Origin of the sequence: Gelidibacter maritimus (assembly GCF_014062315.1) — a bacterium.
In the GTDB taxonomy this organism is placed as follows: domain Bacteria; phylum Bacteroidota; class Bacteroidia; order Flavobacteriales; family Flavobacteriaceae; genus Gelidibacter; species Gelidibacter maritimus.
The window spans coordinates 1-20797 of sequence record NZ_JACGLT010000021.1 but is presented as its reverse complement, the minus strand read 5'-3'; the positions used below and the strand labels follow the sequence as shown (position 1 = coordinate 20797).

The following is a 20797-nucleotide window of genomic DNA, read 5'->3' as shown; positions in this document are numbered from 1 at the left end:
TTTTTATGTTATAGAGCAAACGATATGCCTAAGATTAATTGTTCAGGCCTTGTGTCGAGCCTGCTTTCAGGAATTCCAAATGTAGCTTGGTTCTTGTTCAAGCCCTTCTCGTATCTTAAATCAACGCCAAATCTGTTGAAATTAAGTCCGATACCAAAGTTAAGACCAACGGTAAAGTCGTTCTCAAGGTCGTTAATCGTGATGCCCTCAAACTCAGTGTCTATAATGTATTGTAACGATGGACCTGCAAATACACTAACAGGTCCTAAAACCTTAACGCCAATTAACATCGGTGCATCAATTTTTTTCATTTTAAAAGCATCATTGCCGTATTCACTTTTGGTTTGAGTATAGACCACTTCTGGCTTGAAATAAAATCGGTCACCAATTTTACCGTACAAGCCCACATGGAATCCAACGTTTTTGTCAGGGTTTTTCGCATTGGCCTCAATAGATTCAAAATATTTGCCATTCCCATTATAATTTAAACCCGCTTTGATTCCAAAGCCGTCGCCATTCTGGGCAGTAGTGGAAAAGGTAAATGCGGCTAAGGCAAAACCTGCCAATACCAAATTTTTGCTCATGCCATGTTTACTTTTGAACTGTTCCTGAATTTTTTTTAAGATTTTCATAATAATCGTTTTTAAGTTTGATGTTCGATATAATCAAAAACGTTGCCAAATGTATTTTATTTTGGCAATGGGGTTTTAAATTCATCCAACAAAAAAGGCTCTCTTTAAAATAAAGAAAGCCCAATATCGATATTAATGTGTTGACGAGATGTAATTATCGCTCTAAAAGTGAACTCATCCAGCAATCCATTTATTTTTTTCTCTGGACGACTTTTTGAGCTGCTTTAATGATAGAAGCACTGTTTAAGCCATACTTTTCCATTAACTGCGCTGGCGTTCCAGATTCTCCAAAAGTGTCGTTTGTAGCAACAAATTCTTGTGGTGTAGGATGGTTCAACGTCAAAACACGAGCAACGCTCTCACCCAAGCCTCCAAGATAGTTGTGTTCTTCAGCCGTAACCACACATCCGGTTTTTGTGACTGATTTTAAAATAGCCTCATCATCCAATGGTTTGATGGTGTGAATGTTGATGACTTCTGCTGAAATGCCCTGTTCGTGCAATTCCTTAGCAGCTTCAAGAGCTTCCCAGACTAAATGCCCAGTAGCAACGATGGTCACATCTGTACCTTCAGTTAATTGTACTGCCTTTCCAATTTCAAACTTTTGATCTTCAGCAGTAAAATTAGGTACTGAAGGACGTCCAAAACGTAAATAAACTGGACCTTGATGCTCAGCAATGGCAATCGTGGCCGCTTTTGTTTGGTTATAATCGCAGGTGTTGATGACGGTCATTCCCGGCAACATTTTCATCAATCCGATGTCTTCTAAAATCTGGTGGGTAGCGCCATCTTCACCAAGAGTCAATCCTGCGTGCGAGGCACATATCTTGACGTTTTTATCAGAGTAGGCCACGCTTTGTCTGATTTGATCGTAAACACGACCAGTTGAAAAGTTAGCGAAAGTTCCAGTAAAAGGAATTTTTCCACCAATGGTAAGGCCAGCAGCCATCCCGATCATATTGGCTTCGGCTATTCCTACTTGAAAGAAACGCTCCGGGTGGTTCTTTTTAAAATCGTCCATTTTTAGCGAGCCAATCAAATCGGCACAAAGCGCAACAACTTTATCGTTGGTTTGCCCCAATTCTGTCAATCCCGCTCCAAATCCTGAACGTGTGTCTTTATTTCCTGTATTTGTGTATGTTTTCATAGTAATGCCCACGAAAGTGGGGATCTGTTTAATTATTTTTTTGATTTTTTATAGCCCTTCCCATTTTGTGTTGAGCAACAATGGTAAGGGATTTATATAGGTGATATTAAATAGTCAATCCTATTTTTTGCTGCAGACTGTAACTGCCGACCGCCAACTGTTGACTTTTTTAATAATCCCCCAACGTCTCCGCATTCTGCTCCAATCCGATGGCCAATTGCTCATCGTTTGGTGCTTTTCCATGCCATGCATGAGTGTGCATCATAAAATCAACGCCATTCCCCATGACCGTTTTTAAAAGGACACAAACAGGTTTGCCTTGTCCTGTTTTTGATTTGGCAACCGCCATGCCTTCTAAGATGGCTTCTATATCGTTCCCTTGTTCAATTTCTACAACGGTCCATCCAAACGCTTGAAATTTTTCTTTTACACTGCCCAATGGCAATACGTCATCTGTTGCTCCGTCAATTTGCTGTCCGTTAAGGTCAATAGTAGAAATGAGGTTGTCCACCTTATTTCCTGCAGCATACATGATCGCCTCCCAGTTTTGGCCTTCCTGAAGTTCGCCATCACCGTGTAGACTGTAAATCAAATGAGAGTCGTTATTTAGTTTTTTTGCCTGCGCAGCACCAATGGCCACAGACATACCTTGTCCCAACGAACCTGAAGCTACACGAATACCAGGTAAGCCTTCATGTGTGGTTGGGTGCCCTTGTAAACGCGAATCAATCAATCGGAACGTATTTAATTCCTCTACAGGAAAATAGCCTGCTCTTGCCAATACGCTGTAAAATACAGGAGAGATGTGTCCGTTAGACAGGAAAAACAGGTCTTCGCCCATACCGTCCATGTCAAAAGTGTCCTTTCGGTCCATGATCTCATTATAAAGGGCTACAAAAAATTCTGCGCAACCTAATGAGCCTCCTGGATGCCCAGAATTCACCTTGTGTACCATACGGAGAATATCTCTGCGTACCTGTGTTGTTAAATCTTCTAATTGTTGTGTGTTTGACATTTTCTAAAAGTTAGTTTTACGCTGCAAAAGTAGTCTTTTTAACCCCCGAAACAAAGTTACAATTGGCGCACTTATTAACGATAACTGCTGTTTTGCTAACAATTGCAAAACTGGTTTTTATAAGGGCGCGTAGCCTTTGTAAGGATCGAAAATTATCCAACTGGAAAGAAACCTGCCATCGTCAACAGATTTTTTAAAGTTTTCTTAAGAGGTCCGTATCTTAATTGCTGCAATGTTTATCTTTGCCAATTATTCCAACTTATAGGAATTTAAATTTAAGACCTCACGGGATTGTCCCGAGGCTGTTGACAACAATAATTAAGATAATACTGACATCGTCCTTCAATTTGAAAATTTTTAATTTGAATTAAAAAAGATGTAGGTTTGCCGCGTATGAAATTTGAATTAAAAGGAAATGACCCTCAAAGCAAAGCGAGGGCAGGTGTACTTACTACCGATCATGGGGTTATTGAAACCCCTATTTTTATGCCGGTAGGTACAGTAGGTTCTGTAAAGGGTGTTCATCAAAGAGAACTTAAAAATGATATTAATGCAGATGTCATTTTAGGCAACACTTACCATTTGTATTTGCGTCCGCAAACGGAAATCTTAGAACAGGCTGGAGGCTTGCATAAGTTTATCAATTGGGACCGTAATATTTTGACGGATTCCGGTGGCTATCAGGTCTATTCGTTATCTGCCAATCGGAAGATTAAGGAGGAAGGCGTCAAGTTTAAATCGCATATTGACGGCAGTTACCACACATTTACCCCAGAAAACGTCATGGAAATCCAACGCATTATTGGTGCCGATATTATTATGGCATTCGATGAATGCACGCCTTATCCATGCGATTATAATTATGCCAAAAGATCCATGCACATGACCCATCGCTGGTTGGACAGATGCATCAACCATTTGGAGAAACTCCCGTTCAAATATGGTTACGAACAAAGTTTTTTCCCGATTGTCCAAGGCAGTACCTATAAAGATTTACGCAAACAATCAGCTGAATACATAGCTAATGCCGGTGCCGTAGGAAATGCTATTGGTGGACTCTCAGTAGGGGAGCCTGCCGATGAAATGTATGCCATGACGGAAGTAGTTTGTGATATCCTACCAGAGGATAAACCCCGCTACTTAATGGGTGTAGGAACCCCAATCAATATTCTAGAAAATATTGCGTTAGGTGTAGATATGTTTGATTGTGTTATGCCAACGCGGAACGCCAGAAATGGTATGTTATTTACGGCTCACGGTACTATCAATATAAAAAATAAGAAGTGGGAAGCAGATTTCTCTCCTCTGGATGAGATGGCCATGACCTATGTTGATACAGAATATTCCAAAGCCTATTTGCGTCATTTGTTTAGCGTTAATGAACGCTTGGCCATGCAGATTGCCACGATTCACAATCTCGGATTTTATTTATGGTTGGTCAGAGAATCAAGAAAACATATCTTAGCTGGAGATTTTAGAACATGGAAAGATATGATGGTAAAACAGATGGATAAACGCTTATAAAACTGGAACTCTACTAGGCACTTCGACAGTGCCCAGTGTAACAAGTTGAAAAACAGGCTTTAGTTTTAATTTCAGGAATAAACAATAGTTAATAAATCGAAATAACAGTCCGCAGACTTTGAAAATCCTTGATTGGTACATATTAAAACGCTATCTCTTCACATTTTTGATGATGTTGCTGTTGTTTATCCCTATTGGAATCACAGTAAACCTTGCCGAGAAGATTGGTAAAATTTTAGAGAACAAAGTGCCTTTTGGTGAAGTGGCGCTCTATTATCTCAACTTTACGATTTATTTTGCCAATTTATTGTTTCCCATATTTTTATTTTTATCTGTGATATGGTTTACTTCAAAGCTGGCCAACAACACTGAAGTTATCGCTTTTTTAAGCTCAGGAGTTTCCTTCTCTCGATTTTTGAGACCTTATATTATTGGTGCGACCATCATTTCTATTTTTGCCATGATATTGGGGTTTTATTTGGCGCCTATCGCAAGTCAGGGTTTTAATGAATTTACCTATAAATATTTGAAGAGTGCCAGACATCAAGATCCAGGTCAAAATATTTTTAGGCAGATTAATGATACAGACTTTATTTATGTGAGTAGCTTTGATAAGGTTCAGAACACTGGGTATAATTTCACATTGGAGCATATTGAAAATAACGAATTGATCTATAAGATTTTTGCAAATTCAATTCGTTATTCGGAAATCGACAGTACCTACAAACTTTTCAATTATTATAAAAGAACCATTACGGATAAAGGCGATGTTATTGAAACAGAACGGAGGCTCGATACAATTCTTCCTTTTGATTTGGAAGACCTAACGCCTGTTAACTACATTGCTGAGACTAAACCTTATTCTGAATTGGTAGATTTTATTGAAAAGGAAAAGGCTCGGGGCTCATCAAATATTGGACGCTATGAGATTGTAAAGTATAAGAAATGGAGTTTGCCTGTTGCCGTTTTTATTCTGACCATTATTGCCGTGTCGGTCTCTTCAATAAAGAGAAGAGGTGGTATGGGCGTTAATTTAGCATTTGGCATTACAACAGCCATGGTGTATGTGTTTTTTGATAAAGTTTTTGGCGTGTTGGCCGAACAATCTGATTTTTCACCATTAATAGCTGCATGGCTGCCAAATGTCGTTTTTGGTATCTTAGCGATCTTTCTTCTCTATAATGCAAAACGCTAAGCTCAAGAACTATTTACACCTTCATTTATTAGTCTTTATTGCTGGTTTTACTGCTATTCTGGGTCGGTTGATAACAATTGGGTCCATTCCTTTGGTGTGGTATCGGATGTTGATTGCTGGTTTGCTGATGTATCTTTATATAAGGTGGGCCAAAATTAACTTAAAGGTTGATAAACGGACAATGTTCAAATTTCTTGCAGCAGGGATCATAGTCGCTTTACATTGGATAACCTTTTTTGAATCCATCAAACAATCCAATATCTCCATTGCACTTGCCATGTTTTCTACAGGGGCGTTTTTTGCTTCGTTCATTGAGCCCTTGTTCTATAAAAGACGCATTATATGGTATGAAATTGTACTTGGGGTTATTGTGGTTATTGGCGTATTTCTCATTACTCACGGAGAGTTGAAATATATCAATGGTATCATTCTTGGCGTTGTTTCAGCTTTATTATCAAGTGTGTTTGCGGTTATTAATGGTGGTTTTATAAAGCAACATGCAGCAGCAGTTATCTCATTCTATGAATTTGTTAGCGGTGTCGTATTCTTATCGCTTTTTATAGTAGTATTTAAAGGCGGGTTTGACGCAAAATTCTTCACGCTTTCTGCGGCCGACTGGATATTCCTTTTCCTGTTGGCATCTATTTGTACAGCCTACGCCTTTATCGGATCGGTTAAAGTGATGAAATTTATTAGTCCATATACGGTGGTGCTTTCCTATAATTTAGAACCTGTTTATGGCATTGCTTTGGCCTTGCTGTTATTTCCTGATACAGAACTTATGGGGCCGCAGTTTTACTATGGTGCCAGTTTAGTTCTGATTTCTGTTGTGTTGGATGGTATCTTGAAAAATGTAAAATCCTATAGAGCTAAAAAAAGAAACACCTACAAAATGGATTAATTTATAAGAGTTACTTTGATTATTCTTACCTTTGTACGACGGTCTAATAAATACCTATTTTTTCAGATTGTAGTTTTACCTTAACGGAAAAAATTACGTAGGTTTGTAGGCTAACTAATAATTAAATCTTAAATCTCTATGGAGTATTTAGAATTTGAGCTTCCCATAAAAGAGCTAGAGGATCAGTTGTCAAAATGCCGAGTGATTGGTGAAGAGAGTGATGTTGACGTGACCCAAACTTGTGAACAAATTGAGAAGAAGCTCCTTGCTACAAAAAAGGACATCTATAAAAATCTAACGGCATGGCAACGTGTTCAATTGTCGCGCCATCCAAATAGGCCCTATACTTTAGATCATATCAGGGCTTTGTGCGGTGATTCTTTTTTGGAGTTACATGGCGACAGGAATGTCAAGGATGATAAAGCCATGATTGGCGGGTTAGGTAAAATTGGAGATCAGTCTTATATGTTTATAGGACAGCAAAAAGGTTACAATACCAAAACCAGACAATATCGTAATTTTGGGATGTCAAACCCTGAAGGCTATCGCAAGGCATTACGTTTGATGAAATCTGCTGAGAAGTTTAAACTTCCCGTAGTGACTCTAATCGATACCCCAGGCGCATATCCTGGATTGGAAGCTGAAGAACGAGGACAAGGAGAGGCTATTGCAAGAAACATTTTAGAAATGACCCGTTTAAAAGTTCCTATAATCTGCGTGATTATTGGTGAGGGAGCCTCCGGTGGTGCCTTGGGCATTGGTGTAGGAGACCGTGTTTTGATGATGGAAAATACGTGGTATTCTGTGATTTCTCCAGAATCTTGCTCATCTATATTGTGGCGCAGCTGGGAATATAAAGAACAAGCAGCAGAAGCATTAAAACTTACCGCACCTGACATGAAAAAAATGAAATTGGTGGACGGTATCATAAAAGAGCCCTTAGGTGGCGCACATACCAATCGTGAAGAAGCCTTTTTGGCCGTTCGAAAAGCAATCGAAAAATCTTATGATGAGCTTAAAAACTTATCACCAAAAGAATTGGTTGAAAAACGTATGGATAAATATGCTGATATGGGGGTCTATAAATAAACACCCCTTAATTCCCTTAACAAAAATTAAAACTGAAGTTAACGGCTTCGGTTTTTTTTGGCCTTATTAACAATATTATAAAGTTATCAACAGTTGTATTGTTGATGACTTGTTAAGATTGAGGTGCTAAAAAATGACCTCATTCTTTACAAATTATTTACTTTCGCATTCATGAAACAACCAAATCAAATACAGGGCTATAAAGTAGACAAAAGCACGATCATTAGCTTGGAGAAAGGTAAAATTCCGCCGCAAGCTATTGATTTGGAGGAGGTTGTTCTCGGAGCAATGATGATTGATAAAAAAGGTGTGGACGAGGTAATTGATATTTTAAGTCCCGATGCCTTTTATAAAGATGCACATAAACACATCTTCGAAGCGATTTTCAAATTATTTGAAAATAGCGAACCTGTCGATTTATTAACCGTTTCTAGTCAGCTAAAAAAGGATGCAAAGTTGGAATTGGTGGGGGGCGACTTTTATCTTATATCATTGACCCAACGCGTGTCTTCTTCGGCACATATTGAGTTTCATGCACGTATTATTCTTCAAAAATTTATTCAACGTAGTCTGATCAAGATTTCTAATGAAATCATTGAAGAGGCTTACGATGAAACCAAAGATGTTTTTGATTTATTGGACCAAGCGGAGGCAAAACTCTATGAAGTGACCCAAGGAAATATCAAGAAGTCTACGGAAACTGCACAGAGTTTGGTCATCCAAGCCAAAAAGAAAATTGAAGATATTTCCAATAAAGAAGGCTTGAGCGGTATTCCATCAGGTTTCGATAAATTGGATAAATTGACTTCTGGATGGCAAGAGAGCGATTTGATTATTGTGGCAGCCCGTCCAGGTATGGGTAAAACAGCCTTGACCTTGTCTATGGCTCGAAATATAGCCGTTGAGCATAATATTCCGGTAGCATTTTTCTCATTGGAGATGGCTTCGGTACAATTGATCACCCGTTTAATTTCGAGTGAAACAGGATTATCATCAGAGAAACTGCGAACAGGAAAGTTAGAGAAGCATGAATGGGAACAATTAAATGTCAAAGTAAAAGCTTTAGAAAAGGCACCTTTATTTATTGATGATACCCCTTCACTTTCTATTTTTGATTTGCGGGCAAAAGCGCGTCGACTGGCGTCGCAATACGGTATTAAAATGATCATCATCGATTATTTGCAGCTGATGACCGCTGGTGGTAGTCAGAAAGGAGGGAATAGAGAGCAAGAAATTTCTACTATTTCCCGTAACTTGAAAGCTTTGGCAAAAGAATTGAGCGTGCCGGTAATTGCGCTGTCGCAATTATCACGTGCGGTCGAAACCCGTGGCGGTAGTAAACGACCGTTGTTGTCTGATTTACGTGAATCTGGGGCTATTGAGCAAGATGCAGATATCGTATCATTTATTTATAGACCAGAATATTATAAAATTGACGAGTGGGATGACGAAGAACGATCACCTACTGAAGGTCAAGCCGAATTTATTGTTGCAAAACATAGAAATGGTGGTCTGGAGAATATCAGACTGAAATTTGTTGGCCATCTTGGTAAGTTTGATAATCTTGATGATTTTGATACACCTTTTGGGGAATTCCACTCCAAAATGAATGCTGCAGCCAGCGATAACTCTTTTAATTCCAGTAATTTCCCATCGGCATCTGATGCCTTTGATCCTCCTGCAATGGATGATGATCTGGATAATGAAGTGCCATTCTAAAATCTTGACTTTTCTTTATTTTCTTATGCAGTTTAAGATTATCTTTGCAAACTGTTAATAGGAATATACCCATGGATAAAATACGTACAACAAATTTATTATTACTGGTTATTGTTGTGCCGCTTGTTTTTTACTTGCTAAAAATCTTGTCGTTTATCTTCATACCATTGGTTTTTTCAATGTTTATTGCGCTCCTATTTTTGCCCCTGATGCGTTGGCTCGGTAAAAAAGGCGTTCCAAAATTTCTCAGTATTATTATTGTAATCCTTCTTATTCTGTCGGGTATGGCAATTACGGCAGAATTGATTCACCTTTCCAGTAAACAAATTATGTCATCTGATAGCACCTTTTTCCCCGAGGCAGAAATCAAGATTAGAGGATTAAAAGACTCCCTGGAAGCTTTTTTTGGGGTGCAACTTGGTAAAAATGGCAGTATCATGGCCCAATTGGCTGAAACCAAAAATATTGGCTCTGTGGTGGGCTTCCTTGGAAGCTTCATTAGTATGGCTTTAACAACTGCTTTCTTTACGGTACTTTGGCTTGCAGAGTCCATTAATGTGCAAAAGCTATTACATGTCACATTATTGAAAAGAAAACATACCGCGGTCAAAACCTTTCTCAAAATAGAGAATGATCTGATCACATTTATAAAGGTGAAGTTTTTGGTGAGTCTTGGAACAGGGATTTTTACCGGATTGGCCTGCTTGTATTTTGACGTGAGCTTTCCAATCTTTTGGGGACTTTTCGCATTTGTGATTAATTTTGTTCAAATGATCGGATCATTTATTTCCGTGATCAGTTTAACTATTTTTGCCTTTGTTGAATTGGATCCATCAAGCACTTTATTCTTCTTTATTTTAGCAATAACGTTGGTGCAAGTTATTTTCGGATCGATTTTAGAACCCATTTTTATGGGGAAATCCTTTTCAATTAACATTATTGCCGTCTTGGTCATGCTCATGTTCTGGGGCTATATTTGGGGTATTGCTGGCATGATTATGTCCATCCCCATAACAGTCTTTTTGAAAATTATACTCGAGCAGTTCCCAAACACAAAAATTGTGGCTAGTCTCCTTTCAGGAAAGAATCAGGATTTTTAGAAATCAGATTATCCAATATTTTCTTAAAGGATTTCAACGACGCTTAATTTTTGTTTATCTTTCCATTGATGAATATGCACTTTTAAAATGAGGGGCCATACATCATCACTAGTTCACATCGAATTGTAACCTACAACTATTTTGAAAAAAGCTGCACTTATTTTGTTTTTGGTTCTTACCAGTGCCTCATCCTTTGCATCATATATTCTTATACCTATGGATGCCGAAGGACAAAAGAATCACCTTAAAGCTTATGGTATGACCTATTGGACCCTCGAAAGGCAGCTCAAGGTAAAATGGCTGCTCAACTATAGAGGAGGCTCGTTTCTGTTTCCAAACAATGAAGAAATTCAACGAGAATGTCAGATTAGAGGTATTTCTTTTGAAGTGATTTCAGAGGCTAAGACCGAAGAAATTTTGGAGTTTATCAATAGTCCTTCCCAAAATATGGAGTCTGTCGTTCTTGAAAAGGCACCTAAAATTGCTGTTTATTCCCCAAAAGGAAATCCACCCTGGGATGATGCTGTGACTTTGGTATTGACTTATGCCGAAATTCCGTATGAAACCATTTACGATGAAGAAGTACTAAATGATGAACTCGTACTTTACGATTGGTTGCATCTCCATCATGAAGACTTTACTGGACAATATGGTAAGTTTTACAGAGCCTATAAATCGGCTGCTTGGTATATTGAAGAGAAAAAGCAAGCTGAAGCTTTGGCCGCCAAATTAGGTTATAATAAGGTGTCCGAACAAAAATTGGCGGTGGCCTTAAAAATTCGTGACTATGTGGTTGGCGGTGGGTTTATGTTTGCCATGTGCAGTGCCACCGATAGTTTTGATATCGCCCTAGCCGCAGAAGGAGTAGATATCTGTGAGCCGATGTTTGATGGCGACCCGAGTGAACCAAACTATCAAAGTAAAATAGATTATAGTAAAACCTTTGCGTTTAAAGATTTTATCTTAGAAAGGAATCCTAACATTTATGAGTTTTCATCCATTGATATGACTTCCAAGCGTCAAATTCCTATGTTAACGGATTATTTTACATTAATGGATTTTTCTGCCAAATGGGATCCTATTCCAACCATGCTATGTCAAAACCATACCGCATTGGTAAAAGGTTTTATGGGGCAGACGACTGCTTTTACAAGAGACGAAATTAAATCGAACGTTCTCATAATGGGAGAAAATAAAACCAATGGCGAAGCAAAATATATCCATGGTATTAAAGGAAAAGGTTTTTTTACATTCTATGGAGGTCACGATCCAGAAGATTATACACATAAAGTTGGCGATCCGAAAACAGAATTAGAACTACATCCCACATCCCCAGGATACCGATTAATCCTAAACAATGTTTTGTTTCCGGCGGCGAAAAAGAAAAAACAGAAAACTTAATTCATAGCTATTATGAAGTTACTGCGCCTTTCTTAGTCTAATCCTAGTTTTTGGATGCTCTTATTTTTGATATTATAAAGTAAAACCAGTTGTCATACTTGTTTGTAATCTAAGCCTGAGAGGACATCTCATTAACATGCCATCTTATGGATATTGCAGCAATACTATACGTTCATCTTTTAATTTTCTTTTGTTATCATATGAGCACTTATAGAAACGTAATATTTCTTATTTTTAAAAAAAATTGAAATAATGATTATTAAAGAAGCTGTTCTTAATAAACCCAAATCACCTATTTCTATAAAATTTACTAAAACCGAAAAACCTTTTGTGTTTTTAGACCAGGATTATGGGCGTTATCGCTGTAATCATGTAATGGCACAATTACAGAAAAAATTAAAAATCAACGGATTGCCTCAGAATGATTTCTTCAAGAAACATCTTGAAAATTGCGTTATTGCCAGTGAGGAATTTGTCGATAGGGAAGAATTCAAAGCTGTTATACAGAAACTAAGAAATAAACAATAACATCTACGTGAATGCTATACTATATTAAACAGTTTTTTAAACTCTTCTTTTCTTCAGTTTTATATTGGTCATTTGCGTTCTGCTTTTTTATTCTCATTAGATATTTGGGAAGGGAACAAGAGCGAGTGGAGACCGTTGAGCCGAGTACGGTATATCCGGTTTCCGAATATCTATTATTCGGAATTGCTTTAGGCATCATGGTGGCAATAGTTTATACCATTGTAGAATATGTATTTGATAAGTTCTTATCCAAAACTTTAAACTTGGGTTTAATTCTTCTTATCAAATCGATTATCTACCTTCTTTTTCTGATTTTCTCATTAAGTGTAATGGCGTTTTTAGCAGAGGACTATCTCAATATCAATTTTCCAAACCATAGGGGTTGGTGGATTTCCAATAAAATATTTTGGATGGTCACTGCCTATTTTATTATCTGTTCTTTGCTGTTTTCATTTATAAGACTGGCAAATGACAAGTTTGGAAAAGGTATCATCTTCAAAATGCTTATAGGTAGATATAGAAACCCCAGAGAAGTGGACAGGATATTCATGTTTTTAGACCTCAAATCGTCCACAGCACATGCAGAAAAACTAGGACATTTAAAATACAGCCAACTTATTCAGGATTGTTTCTTTTATCTCAATAAGATCATCAACAGATATGACGCTCAAATTTACCAATATGTGGGTGATGAAGCTGTGTTGAGTTGGACGCCTAAAAAAGGCATTAGAAGACTAAATTGTATCAGATTGTTTTTTGATTTTGAAAGAAAGCTAAAGAGACATTCTAAATACTACCAGAAAAAGTACGGGATCCAACCGGAGTTTAAAGCAGGTTTACATACCGGAAAAATCATTATTGCAGAAGTTGGTACTGTAAAAAAAGAATTGGCCTATCATGGTGATGTCATCAATTCCACTTCCCGTATTCAAGAGAAATGCAACACGTATAATGAATCTTTACTCATCTCTGATGAATTATTTAAACAACTCAATTTGAACAATAAGTACGATGCTATTTCCTTGGGAGATGAATTGTTGGAAGGTAAAACAGAAGAACTGAAAATTCATGCCATACATAAAAGATAGTTGTAACAACGTGAGGAAAGTGAATTAACAAAAATGGAACTATTTGAAACCAATAGATTACGGGTTAGGAGTCTAAAAAGTAAAGACAAACAGAGTTTCATTGAATTACTTTCGGACCCTAATATTATAGATCCAATTCCTCAACGACGCTTATCTGAAACTCAAATATTAAATAAATTCCAAGACCATCTTAATTTAGAATGGAAGGATATATACAGAGAAAACTACACTTGTGGAATCTTCGAAAAGGGAAATCTTGAGATGATTGGACTTTGTCTTTTTTTAACTAACGATGAAAATGATAAGGAATTAGGCTATCGATTTAAATCGAGATATTGGGGAAAAGGATACGGAACAGAAATCGTAGAAGGAACCTTAAAGTATTATTTTAATACCTTACATGCCAAAAAGGTGTCGGCTGATGTCAATACGGCGAATATTGGTTCGGTGAAAATTTTAGGAAAATTCATGAAACCCGTGAGGGAGTTTTTCAATGAAGAACGCCAGTGCACGGTGAGACGGTATAGTATCGAAAAAACTGATTGGCTCCAAAACATGCGTTAAACTTTGGCTTATTTTTTTTCCACTGCATTTCAGGAGTTATAAAATCCCTTCCACTTTTGCTGTTCTTTTGCTCGTCTTTTCTCAATACGCATTCGGTTTAAATATGGATAAAATCTACGTCAGTAATCCGTTAGAGATACGGATTACGAGTTAATTTCAGGTTCCGTGTAACCTTTTATAGTATATGTCAGGTTGAGCATTACCGACTTCAACATCCATTTTGAATAATGTTAGCTTACGCCATGGGTCGAAGCCGAATGTTTGCAGTTAAAAAAATCTCGGTTGCGCTCCAGCTAACAACGTCTTTTATCTTATTTACTGATTTCCCATTATTATGAATTCTATAAAAGGTGAGCAGCCATCTACTGATCTTTATATAAAGATTAATAGCATTATTAACGAAATATCTAAACGCTCACGTCAAATTAATACCGATAGTTTGCTAGATATAAACTGGCGGATTAACAAATAGCTCTTATTTTTAACAGTGTTGATAAAGTTGTCTCTGCAATGAACCTAAAGTGTAAATGCAGCTTTTCAGTAATGGCATAAAAAAAATCCGATTCAATTAAGAATCGGATTTTTTATAAGCGAATTGTGTTTGTTATTTTGGCGAAACGCCTATTTTTTAATTTTTTTGGCAATGGCTTCAAAAGCATCTGGGTGGTTCATTGCTAAATCTGCAAGCACCTTACGGTTCAATTCGATATTGTTAGCTTTGATTCCTCCCATAAATTTTGAATAAGACATTCCGTGTAATCTGGCTGCTGCGTTAATACGCGTTATCCATAAAGAACGGAAATTTCTTTTCTTTACCCTACGGTCTCTGTACGAGTATAACATCGCTTTGTCAACCGCATTTTTGGCTACTGTCCAAACGTTTTTACGTCTTCCAAAGTATCCTTTTGCTTGTTTAAGAACCTTTTTTCTTCTGGCTCTCTTTGCTACTGAATTTACTGATCTTGGCATTTCTTAATTTTGTTTTTGTAGTAGGCGGTCAATTACTGACACTTTGTCTGATTAATCTCGCAAATTAAAAATCGTCAATCTGCAAACGTTAATTTTTTGGCCTAACTCCAGGGTTTATAAATTTGTTTTAACCGATTAAAATCTTGTTACTTTATACGTAACATGAGTTTAATATTGTTTTCATCTGCTTTGTGGACTAAAGTCATTTTAGTCAAAGCACGTTTACGCTTTTTAGATTTTTTGGTCAAGATATGACTCTTAAAAGCGTGCTTTCTTTTAATCTTACCAGTGCCCGTTACTTTAAAACGTTTCTTTGCACTAGATATAGTTTTCATTTTTGGCATTTTCTCCTAAATTTTAATTTCCTTTTCGCTTATTATTTTCATGCACCTCAACTCTGGGGCGCGTTGTTTCTTAATCATGTTTGAACCATTGTACCAGCCTTTGTCCGGTAACTTAAATTGTCAAAACTACTTCTTTTTAGGAGCAATGAACATCGTCATTCGCTTCCCTTCCAGTCTTGGCATTTGTTCAACTTTACCGTACTCTTCAAGATCTTGGGCCAATTTCAATAATAATATCTGTCCCTGCTCTTTAAATACGATTGAACGTCCTTTGAAAAACACAAAAGCCTTAAGCTTTGCACCATCTTTTAGAAACTTTTCTGCGTGTTTCTTTTTAAATTCGTAATCGTGATCATCTGTTTGAGGGCCAAAACGGATCTCTTTAACAACAACCTTGGTCGCTTTGGATTTTAGAGACTTGTCACGTTTCTTTTGTTCATAAAGAAACTTCTTGTAATCCATCACCTTACAAACGGGTGGATCAGCTTTGGGTGATATTTCAACCAAATCTACACCTTGTTCTTCAGCTATGGCTAAAGCTTGTTTTGTGGTGTATACCCCGGTCTCAACATTATCTCCTACAAGTCTTACGTTTTCAGCTCTAATGTTCCTGTTAATTTTATGTTGCTCCCCTTTTTCAGTTCTTCTGAAGCTACCTCTGTTTCTACGAATTGCTATGGCTTATAAATTTTTAGTTAAACTTAATTTTTTTTTATTTAAAGGTTTTTAAAGTCTTTTTAACTTCTTTTTTGACAACCTCCGCGAAATCTACTGCACTAATCATGCCTAAATCTTCTCCGCCATGTTGTCGTACCGAAATCATGTCTTTACTTTCTTCTTGCTCGCCAACGATAATCATATATGGAATTTTAGCCATTTCCGCTTCACGGATCTTTTTGCCAACAGTCTCATTTCTATTATCTGCGAGGGCGCGAATTTCGTTATTTTCTAGCACATTTAAAACTTTTTCGGCGTATTTTTCATATTTTTCACTAATTGATAGCACAATAGCCTGAGTTGGCATTAACCAAAGTGGGAAATTTCCACCCGTGTGCTCTAACAAAATAGCTACAAATCGCTCCATACTTCCAAATGGTGCCCGATGAATCATAACAGGTCGGTGCAGCGCATCGTCACTGCCTTTATACGTAAGATCAAAGCGTTCCGGTAGGTTATAATCAACCTGAATGGTGCCCAATTGCCAGTTCCTTCCCAAGGCATCCTTTACCATAAAATCCAACTTAGGGCCATAAAAAGCAGCTTCGCCGGTTTCTACAATATAATCCAAGCCTTTATCCTTTGCGGCATTGAGAATGGCAGCTTCCGCTTTCTCCCAGTTTTCGTTACTTCCAATGTACTTCTCAGGTGTGTCAGGATCTCTTAATGAAACCTGGGCCTTAAAGTTTTCAAATCCTAAAGAACCAAATACATATAAAACCAAATCAATGACATCCTTAAACTCTTTGTCCAACTGATCGGGCGTACAAAAAATATGGGCATCATCTTGAGTAAAACCTCTTACTCGAGTCAATCCGTGAAGTTCGCCACTCTGTTCGTAACGATACACTGTGCCGAATTCCGCATAACGAATGGGTAGTTCTTTGTACGAATATGGTTTGGTATTGTATATTTCACAGTGATGAGGACAATTCATTGGTTTCAATAAAAACTCTTCGCCTTCGTGAGGAGTCAGTATTGGTTGAAAGCTATCCGCACCATATTTTTCATAATGACCTGATGTAACATACAACTCTTTCTGACCAATATGAGGGGTAACCACCATTTGATAGCCAGCTTTTTTCTGGGCTTTCTTTAAAAAGTCCTCAAGACGATCACGTAATGCAGCTCCTTTTGGCAACCACAATGGTAAACCTTGGCCTACTTTTGTTGAGAAAGTAAACAATTCAAGTTCCTTACCAAGTTTTCTATGGTCGCGTTTTTTTGCTTCCTCCAGCAATTGAAGATATTCGGTAAGATCCTTTTGTTTAGGAAACGAGATCCCATAAACTCGTATCAATTGCTTGTTGTTTTCGTCCCCTCGCCAATATGCACCAGCTACCGACATGATTTTAACCGCTTTTATAATCGATGTATTCGGAATATGTCCGCCTCTACATAAATCGGTAAACGTAGAATGGTCGCAAAAAGTAATTGTGCCATCCTCCAGATTTTCAATCAGCTCTACTTTGTATTCATTGTTCTGAGATTCATATAAGGATAAAGCATCTGCTTTTGAAACAGATCGCAGATTGAAGTCGTGCTTTCCTCTGGCAATTTCTAACATCTTAGTTTCAATTGCTTTAAAATCCTTATCAGAAATAGTATGGTCTCCTAAATCAACATCATAATAAAAACCATTTTCTATGGCTGGACCAATAGAAAGCTTTACACCAGGATATAACTCTTCAAGCGCCTGGGCCAAGACGTGTGCGGATGAATGCCAAAATGCTTTTTTACCTTCCTTATCATTCCAGGTGTACAATACCAACGCGCCATCTGTGGTTAAAGGTGTGTGGGTTTCTACAGTTGTTCCATTAAAGCTTGCAGAAATAACATTTCTAGCCAAACCTTCACTTATACTTTTGGCAACATCCATTGGTGTTGCATTGTTCGCAAACGGTTTAATAGTTCCGTCTGGTAGTGTTATATCAATCATATATTGCTCTTACTTTTTATAGGATGACAAAGATAAGATGTTAAATACTTACATACAATATATATATAGGTATAAATAATATCGATAATAAATTGCTGCGCAGGTAGGGGGGACTGCAACAAACGTTTATTTCTCACTGCTTATATATAGGAGTGTGTTGACGATTTATAATAAAGTACATCATATAAGATACGTTCAACTATTATATGTAGGGCTGATGTTTTTGTTTTTTTGGGCGTTTGTCCTGCCGAAGGGGGCAGTCCACCGCGCTCTCGCCCCTCACTTTTCCCGTCCGCTCGGGCGTCCGGCAAAGAGTTCATGCAAGGGCTCCATCGCTAACGCGGGGCCGGTCCACGCCGTCCGTGCCATAAGCCACCATATTTTTCGCCGTCTAAGGCATTCATTTCCAGCGTGAAGAAAAATAGTTCAAAAAAAGTACGATTTAATTTTGTCAGTAAGGGAAAAAGGGTTGTATATTTGCACCCCGCAAACGAGGGACCTTTGGTTCTGAGGGAGCGGAAAAAGTTCATTTACATCCTTTGAAATAGAGAGCGAAAAATTTTTTTAAAAAATGTTTTGCGTATTGGAAAAAGGTTGTATGTTTGCAGCCGCAAAAAACGGTAACGTTGGGAGCGGCGGGTTCATTGAAAACAGTGTTTGAGATTGCGGATTTGGAGGGTGAAAAAAAACTTTCAAAAAAACTTTCAAAAACATTAGGTGGATCTAAAAAAGGGTTGTATATTTGCACCCGCTTAGCGATTGAGTTCGCTGGGAGACAAGAGAAACAAGTTCATTAACATATTGGATTGACAGCGTAGCGAAGCATTGGAAACGATGTTTTGCACAAAAAAAAGAGAACAAGCCATTTTGAGTACCAAGAATTGGATTTCCTTTGGTCGTTGAAAAGTACTGAGTGCATCTGCACTCTAAAAGAACAACGATGAAGAGTTTGATCCTGGCTCAGGATGAACGCTAGCGGCAGGCCTAACACATGCAAGTCGAACGGGATTTATCAGCTTGCTGATAATGAGAGTGGCGGATGGGTGAGTAACGCGTATGCAACCTACCTTTTACAGTGGGATAGCCCAGAGAAATTTGGATTAATACCGCATAGTATGCACGACCGGCATTGGTTGTGCATTAAACATTTATGGGTAAGAGATGGGCATGCGTTCTATTAGTTAGTTGGAGTGGTAACGGCACCCCAAGACAGCGATAGATAGGGGCCCTGAGAGGGGGATCCCCCACACTGGTACTGAGACACGGACCAGACTCCTACGGGAGGCAGCAGTGAGGAATATTGGACAATGGGCGCAAGCCTGATCCAGCCATGCCGCGTGCAGGAAGACGGCCCTATGGGTTGTAAACTGCTTTTATACAGGAAGAAACATCCCGACGTGTCGGGACTTGACGGTACTGTAAGAATAAGGATCGGCTAACTCCGTGCCAGCAGCCGCGGTAATACGGAGGATCCAAGCGTTATCCGGAATCATTGGGTTTAAAGGGTCCGTAGGTGGACGATTAAGTCAGAGGTGAAATCCTGCAGCTCAACTGTAGAATTGCCTTTGATACTGGTTGTCTTGAATCATTGTGAAGTGGTTAGAATATGTGGTGTAGCGGTGAAATGCATAGATATCACATAGAATACCGATTGCGAAGGCAGATCACTAACAATGTATTGACACTGATGGACGAAAGCGTGGGGAGCGAACGGGATTAGATACCCCGGTAGTCCACGCCGTAAACGATGGATACTAGTTGTTCGGACCTCGGTCTGAGTGACTAAGCGAAAGTGATAAGTATCCCACCTGGGGAGTACGTTCGCAAGAATGAAACTCAAAGGAATTGACGGGGGCCCGCACAAGCGGTGGAGCATGTGGTTTAATTCGATGATACGCGAGGAACCTTACCAGGGCTTAAATGTGGATTGACAGGACCAGAGACGGTCTTTCCTTCGGGCAATCCACAAGGTGCTGCATGGTTGTCGTCAGCTCGTGCCGTGAGGTGTCAGGTTAAGTCCTATAACGAGCGCAACCCCTATTGTTAGTTGCCAGCGAGTAATGTCGGGAACTCTAGCAAGACTGCCAGTGCAAACTGTGAGGAAGGTGGGGATGACGTCAAATCATCACGGCCCTTACGTCCTGGGCTACACACGTGCTACAATGGTGGGGACAGAGAGCAGCCACTGGGTGACCAGGAGCGAATCTACAAACCCCATCACAGTTCGGATCGGAGTCTGCAACTCGACTCCGTGAAGCTGGAATCGCTAGTAATCGCAGATCAGCCATGCTGCGGTGAATACGTTCCCGGGCCTTGTACACACCGCCCGTCAAGCCATGGAAGCTGGGAGTACCTGAAGTCCGTCACCGCAAGGAGCGGCCTAGGGTAAAATTGGTAACTAGGGCTAAGTCGTAACAAGGTAGCCGTACCGGAAGGTGCGGCTGGAACACCTCCTTTCTAGAGAAAGACGGCCATGGAATGATATTGGAAAAGGGATGTTTTGTTCTCCCGCTGTTGATTTAATTGATATACTATAGTAGAGTCTCATAGCTCAGCTGGTTACCCGCCCGCGCCGAAAAGGCACGTTCGGACGGGGAGCGCAGCGCTCTTTAGGGCAATTGCCGTTGGCAGTTCCCTTCCAGGGGTTAAGGGCCTAAGTCAGTCTCATAGCTCAGCTGGTTAGAGCGCTACACTGATAATGTAGAGGTCGGCAGTTCGAGTCTGCCTGAGACTACTATCTACTATGGAAAGGAAATTCTGGAAGTTGGGATTCATAATTCAAGGTTCTGAATTCAAAGTTCTGAATTCAAACTGGGGGATTAGCTCAGCTGGCTAGAGCGCCTGCCTTGCACGCAGGAGGTCATCGGTTCGACTCCGATATTCTCCACAAAAAAAGTACAGAGTACGAAGTACAAAGTATCAAGA

18 protein-coding genes, 2 tRNA genes and 1 rRNA gene are annotated in these 20797 nt (G+C 38.9%); 14 read left to right on the top strand and 7 right to left on the bottom strand.

Annotation, left to right across the window (positions count from 1 at the left end; all coding sequences use genetic code 11):
* Positions 1-8 precede the first annotated feature (8 nt).
* The 3 genes from H3Z82_RS17820 to H3Z82_RS17810 all read right to left on the bottom strand — a co-directional run bounded on the left by H3Z82_RS17820 (position 9) and on the right by H3Z82_RS17810 (position 2794).
* Positions 9-584 (bottom strand): outer membrane beta-barrel protein, encoded by a 576-nt coding sequence (locus H3Z82_RS17820; protein WP_182206892.1) that lies wholly within the window; start codon positions 582-584, stop codon positions 9-11.
* A 238-nt stretch (positions 585-822) separates the two neighbouring features.
* Positions 823-1779 carry a transketolase family protein gene (locus tag H3Z82_RS17815; RefSeq protein ID WP_182206855.1) on the bottom strand — a complete coding sequence of 319 codons (957 nt, stop codon included), beginning with the start codon at positions 1777-1779 and terminating at the stop codon, positions 823-825.
* A gap of 169 nt (positions 1780-1948) precedes the next feature.
* Positions 1949-2794 carry a transketolase gene (locus H3Z82_RS17810; protein WP_182206854.1) on the bottom strand — a complete coding sequence of 282 codons (846 nt, stop codon included), beginning with the start codon at positions 2792-2794 and terminating at the stop codon, positions 1949-1951.
* A gap of 393 nt (positions 2795-3187) precedes the next feature.
* On the opposite strand from H3Z82_RS17810, the gene tgt reads away from it, so the two are divergent.
* The 10 genes from tgt (at position 3188) to H3Z82_RS17760 (ending at position 13903) form a co-directional block, all read left to right on the top strand.
* Positions 3188-4318, top strand: a complete 1131-nt coding sequence (tgt, locus tag H3Z82_RS17805; protein WP_182206853.1) for a tRNA guanosine(34) transglycosylase Tgt — start codon at positions 3188-3190, stop codon at positions 4316-4318.
* Between the two features lie 118 nt (positions 4319-4436).
* Positions 4437-5513, top strand: coding sequence for an LptF/LptG family permease (locus tag H3Z82_RS17800; RefSeq protein ID WP_182206852.1), 1077 nt, complete (start codon positions 4437-4439; stop codon positions 5511-5513).
* Positions 5500-6414: a DMT family transporter gene (locus H3Z82_RS17795; RefSeq protein WP_182206851.1), complete on the top strand. Its 915-nt coding sequence runs from the start codon at positions 5500-5502 to the stop codon at positions 6412-6414. The genes H3Z82_RS17800 and H3Z82_RS17795 overlap by 14 nt, the downstream gene beginning before the upstream one ends.
* A gap of 138 nt (positions 6415-6552) precedes the next feature.
* Complete coding sequence (locus H3Z82_RS17790) at positions 6553-7503, top strand: acetyl-CoA carboxylase carboxyltransferase subunit alpha (RefSeq protein WP_182206850.1); 951 nt, start codon at positions 6553-6555, stop codon at positions 7501-7503.
* 171 nt (positions 7504-7674) lie between these two features.
* Complete coding sequence (dnaB, locus tag H3Z82_RS17785; protein WP_182206849.1) at positions 7675-9222, top strand: replicative DNA helicase; 1548 nt, start codon at positions 7675-7677, stop codon at positions 9220-9222.
* A 71-nt stretch (positions 9223-9293) separates the two neighbouring features.
* Positions 9294-10322: an AI-2E family transporter gene (locus H3Z82_RS17780; RefSeq protein WP_182206848.1), complete on the top strand. Its 1029-nt coding sequence runs from the start codon at positions 9294-9296 to the stop codon at positions 10320-10322.
* 216 nt (positions 10323-10538) lie between these two features.
* Positions 10539-11723, top strand: coding sequence for an asparagine synthetase B (locus H3Z82_RS17775; RefSeq protein ID WP_235982490.1), 1185 nt, complete (start codon positions 10539-10541; stop codon positions 11721-11723).
* A gap of 252 nt (positions 11724-11975) precedes the next feature.
* Positions 11976-12251: a hypothetical protein gene (locus tag H3Z82_RS17770; RefSeq protein ID WP_182206846.1), complete on the top strand. Its 276-nt coding sequence runs from the start codon at positions 11976-11978 to the stop codon at positions 12249-12251.
* Positions 12252-12262: 11 nt separating this feature from the next.
* Positions 12263-13339: an adenylate/guanylate cyclase domain-containing protein gene (locus H3Z82_RS17765; protein ID WP_182206845.1), complete on the top strand. Its 1077-nt coding sequence runs from the start codon at positions 12263-12265 to the stop codon at positions 13337-13339.
* 33 nt (positions 13340-13372) lie between these two features.
* On the top strand, positions 13373-13903 hold the full coding sequence (locus H3Z82_RS17760; RefSeq protein ID WP_182206844.1) for a GNAT family N-acetyltransferase: 531 nt from the start codon (positions 13373-13375) through the stop codon (positions 13901-13903).
* Between the two features lie 621 nt (positions 13904-14524).
* Here the strand turns inward: H3Z82_RS17760 and rplT are convergent.
* From rplT to thrS, 4 genes are all read right to left on the bottom strand, one after another.
* The gene (gene rplT, locus H3Z82_RS17755; protein ID WP_182206843.1) at positions 14525-14872 is read right to left on the bottom strand and encodes a 50S ribosomal protein L20; all 348 of its coding nucleotides are present in this window, start codon (positions 14870-14872) and stop codon (positions 14525-14527) included.
* 146 nt (positions 14873-15018) lie between these two features.
* The gene (gene rpmI / locus H3Z82_RS17750; RefSeq protein WP_182206842.1) at positions 15019-15216 is read right to left on the bottom strand and encodes a 50S ribosomal protein L35; all 198 of its coding nucleotides are present in this window, start codon (positions 15214-15216) and stop codon (positions 15019-15021) included.
* Between the two features lie 126 nt (positions 15217-15342).
* Positions 15343-15834 carry a translation initiation factor IF-3 gene (infC, locus tag H3Z82_RS17745; RefSeq protein WP_317172474.1) on the bottom strand — a complete coding sequence of 164 codons (492 nt, stop codon included), beginning with the start codon at positions 15832-15834 and terminating at the stop codon, positions 15343-15345.
* Positions 15835-15928: 94 nt separating this feature from the next.
* Positions 15929-17872 (bottom strand): threonine--tRNA ligase, encoded by a 1944-nt coding sequence (thrS, locus tag H3Z82_RS17740; RefSeq protein ID WP_182206841.1) that lies wholly within the window; start codon positions 17870-17872, stop codon positions 15929-15931.
* Positions 17873-18474: 602 nt separating this feature from the next.
* Here thrS and H3Z82_RS17735 point away from each other — a divergent pair.
* From H3Z82_RS17735 to H3Z82_RS17720, 4 genes are all read left to right on the top strand, one after another.
* Entirely contained in the window at positions 18475-18669 is a 195-nt protein-coding gene (locus H3Z82_RS17735; RefSeq protein ID WP_182206840.1) for a hypothetical protein, read from the top strand.
* Positions 18670-18809: 140 nt separating this feature from the next.
* Positions 18810-20329 (top strand): 16S ribosomal RNA (locus tag H3Z82_RS17730).
* A 203-nt stretch (positions 20330-20532) separates the two neighbouring features.
* A tRNA-Ile gene (locus H3Z82_RS17725) sits at positions 20533-20606 on the top strand.
* A 79-nt stretch (positions 20607-20685) separates the two neighbouring features.
* Positions 20686-20759 (top strand) — tRNA-Ala (locus H3Z82_RS17720).
* Positions 20760-20797 lie beyond the last annotated feature (38 nt).

Excerpts from the sequence above, each read along its gene's own strand:
- dnaB (WP_182206849.1), top strand. The coding sequence starts at position 7,675 with ATGAAACAACCAAATCAAATACAGGGCTATAAAGTAGACAAAAGCACG.
- H3Z82_RS17820 (WP_182206892.1), bottom strand. The coding sequence starts at position 584 with ATGAGCAAAAATTTGGTATTGGCAGGTTTTGCCTTAGCCGCATTTACC.
- rplT (WP_182206843.1), bottom strand. The coding sequence starts at position 14,872 with ATGCCAAGATCAGTAAATTCAGTAGCAAAGAGAGCCAGAAGAAAAAAG.
- H3Z82_RS17810 (WP_182206854.1), bottom strand. The coding sequence starts at position 2,794 with ATGTCAAACACACAACAATTAGAAGATTTAACAACACAGGTACGCAGA.
- H3Z82_RS17770 (WP_182206846.1), top strand. The coding sequence starts at position 11,976 with ATGATTATTAAAGAAGCTGTTCTTAATAAACCCAAATCACCTATTTCT.
- H3Z82_RS17790 (WP_182206850.1), top strand. The coding sequence starts at position 6,553 with ATGGAGTATTTAGAATTTGAGCTTCCCATAAAAGAGCTAGAGGATCAG.
- H3Z82_RS17780 (WP_182206848.1), top strand. The coding sequence starts at position 9,294 with ATGGATAAAATACGTACAACAAATTTATTATTACTGGTTATTGTTGTG.
- tgt (WP_182206853.1), top strand. The coding sequence starts at position 3,188 with ATGAAATTTGAATTAAAAGGAAATGACCCTCAAAGCAAAGCGAGGGCA.
- thrS (WP_182206841.1), bottom strand. The coding sequence starts at position 17,872 with ATGATTGATATAACACTACCAGACGGAACTATTAAACCGTTTGCGAAC.
- H3Z82_RS17775 (WP_235982490.1), top strand. The coding sequence starts at position 10,539 with ATGGATGCCGAAGGACAAAAGAATCACCTTAAAGCTTATGGTATGACC.
- H3Z82_RS17760 (WP_182206844.1), top strand. The coding sequence starts at position 13,373 with ATGGAACTATTTGAAACCAATAGATTACGGGTTAGGAGTCTAAAAAGT.
- H3Z82_RS17815 (WP_182206855.1), bottom strand. The coding sequence starts at position 1,779 with ATGAAAACATACACAAATACAGGAAATAAAGACACACGTTCAGGATTT.
- rpmI (WP_182206842.1), bottom strand. The coding sequence starts at position 15,216 with ATGCCAAAAATGAAAACTATATCTAGTGCAAAGAAACGTTTTAAAGTA.
- H3Z82_RS17795 (WP_182206851.1), top strand. The coding sequence starts at position 5,500 with ATGCAAAACGCTAAGCTCAAGAACTATTTACACCTTCATTTATTAGTC.
- H3Z82_RS17765 (WP_182206845.1), top strand. The coding sequence starts at position 12,263 with ATGCTATACTATATTAAACAGTTTTTTAAACTCTTCTTTTCTTCAGTT.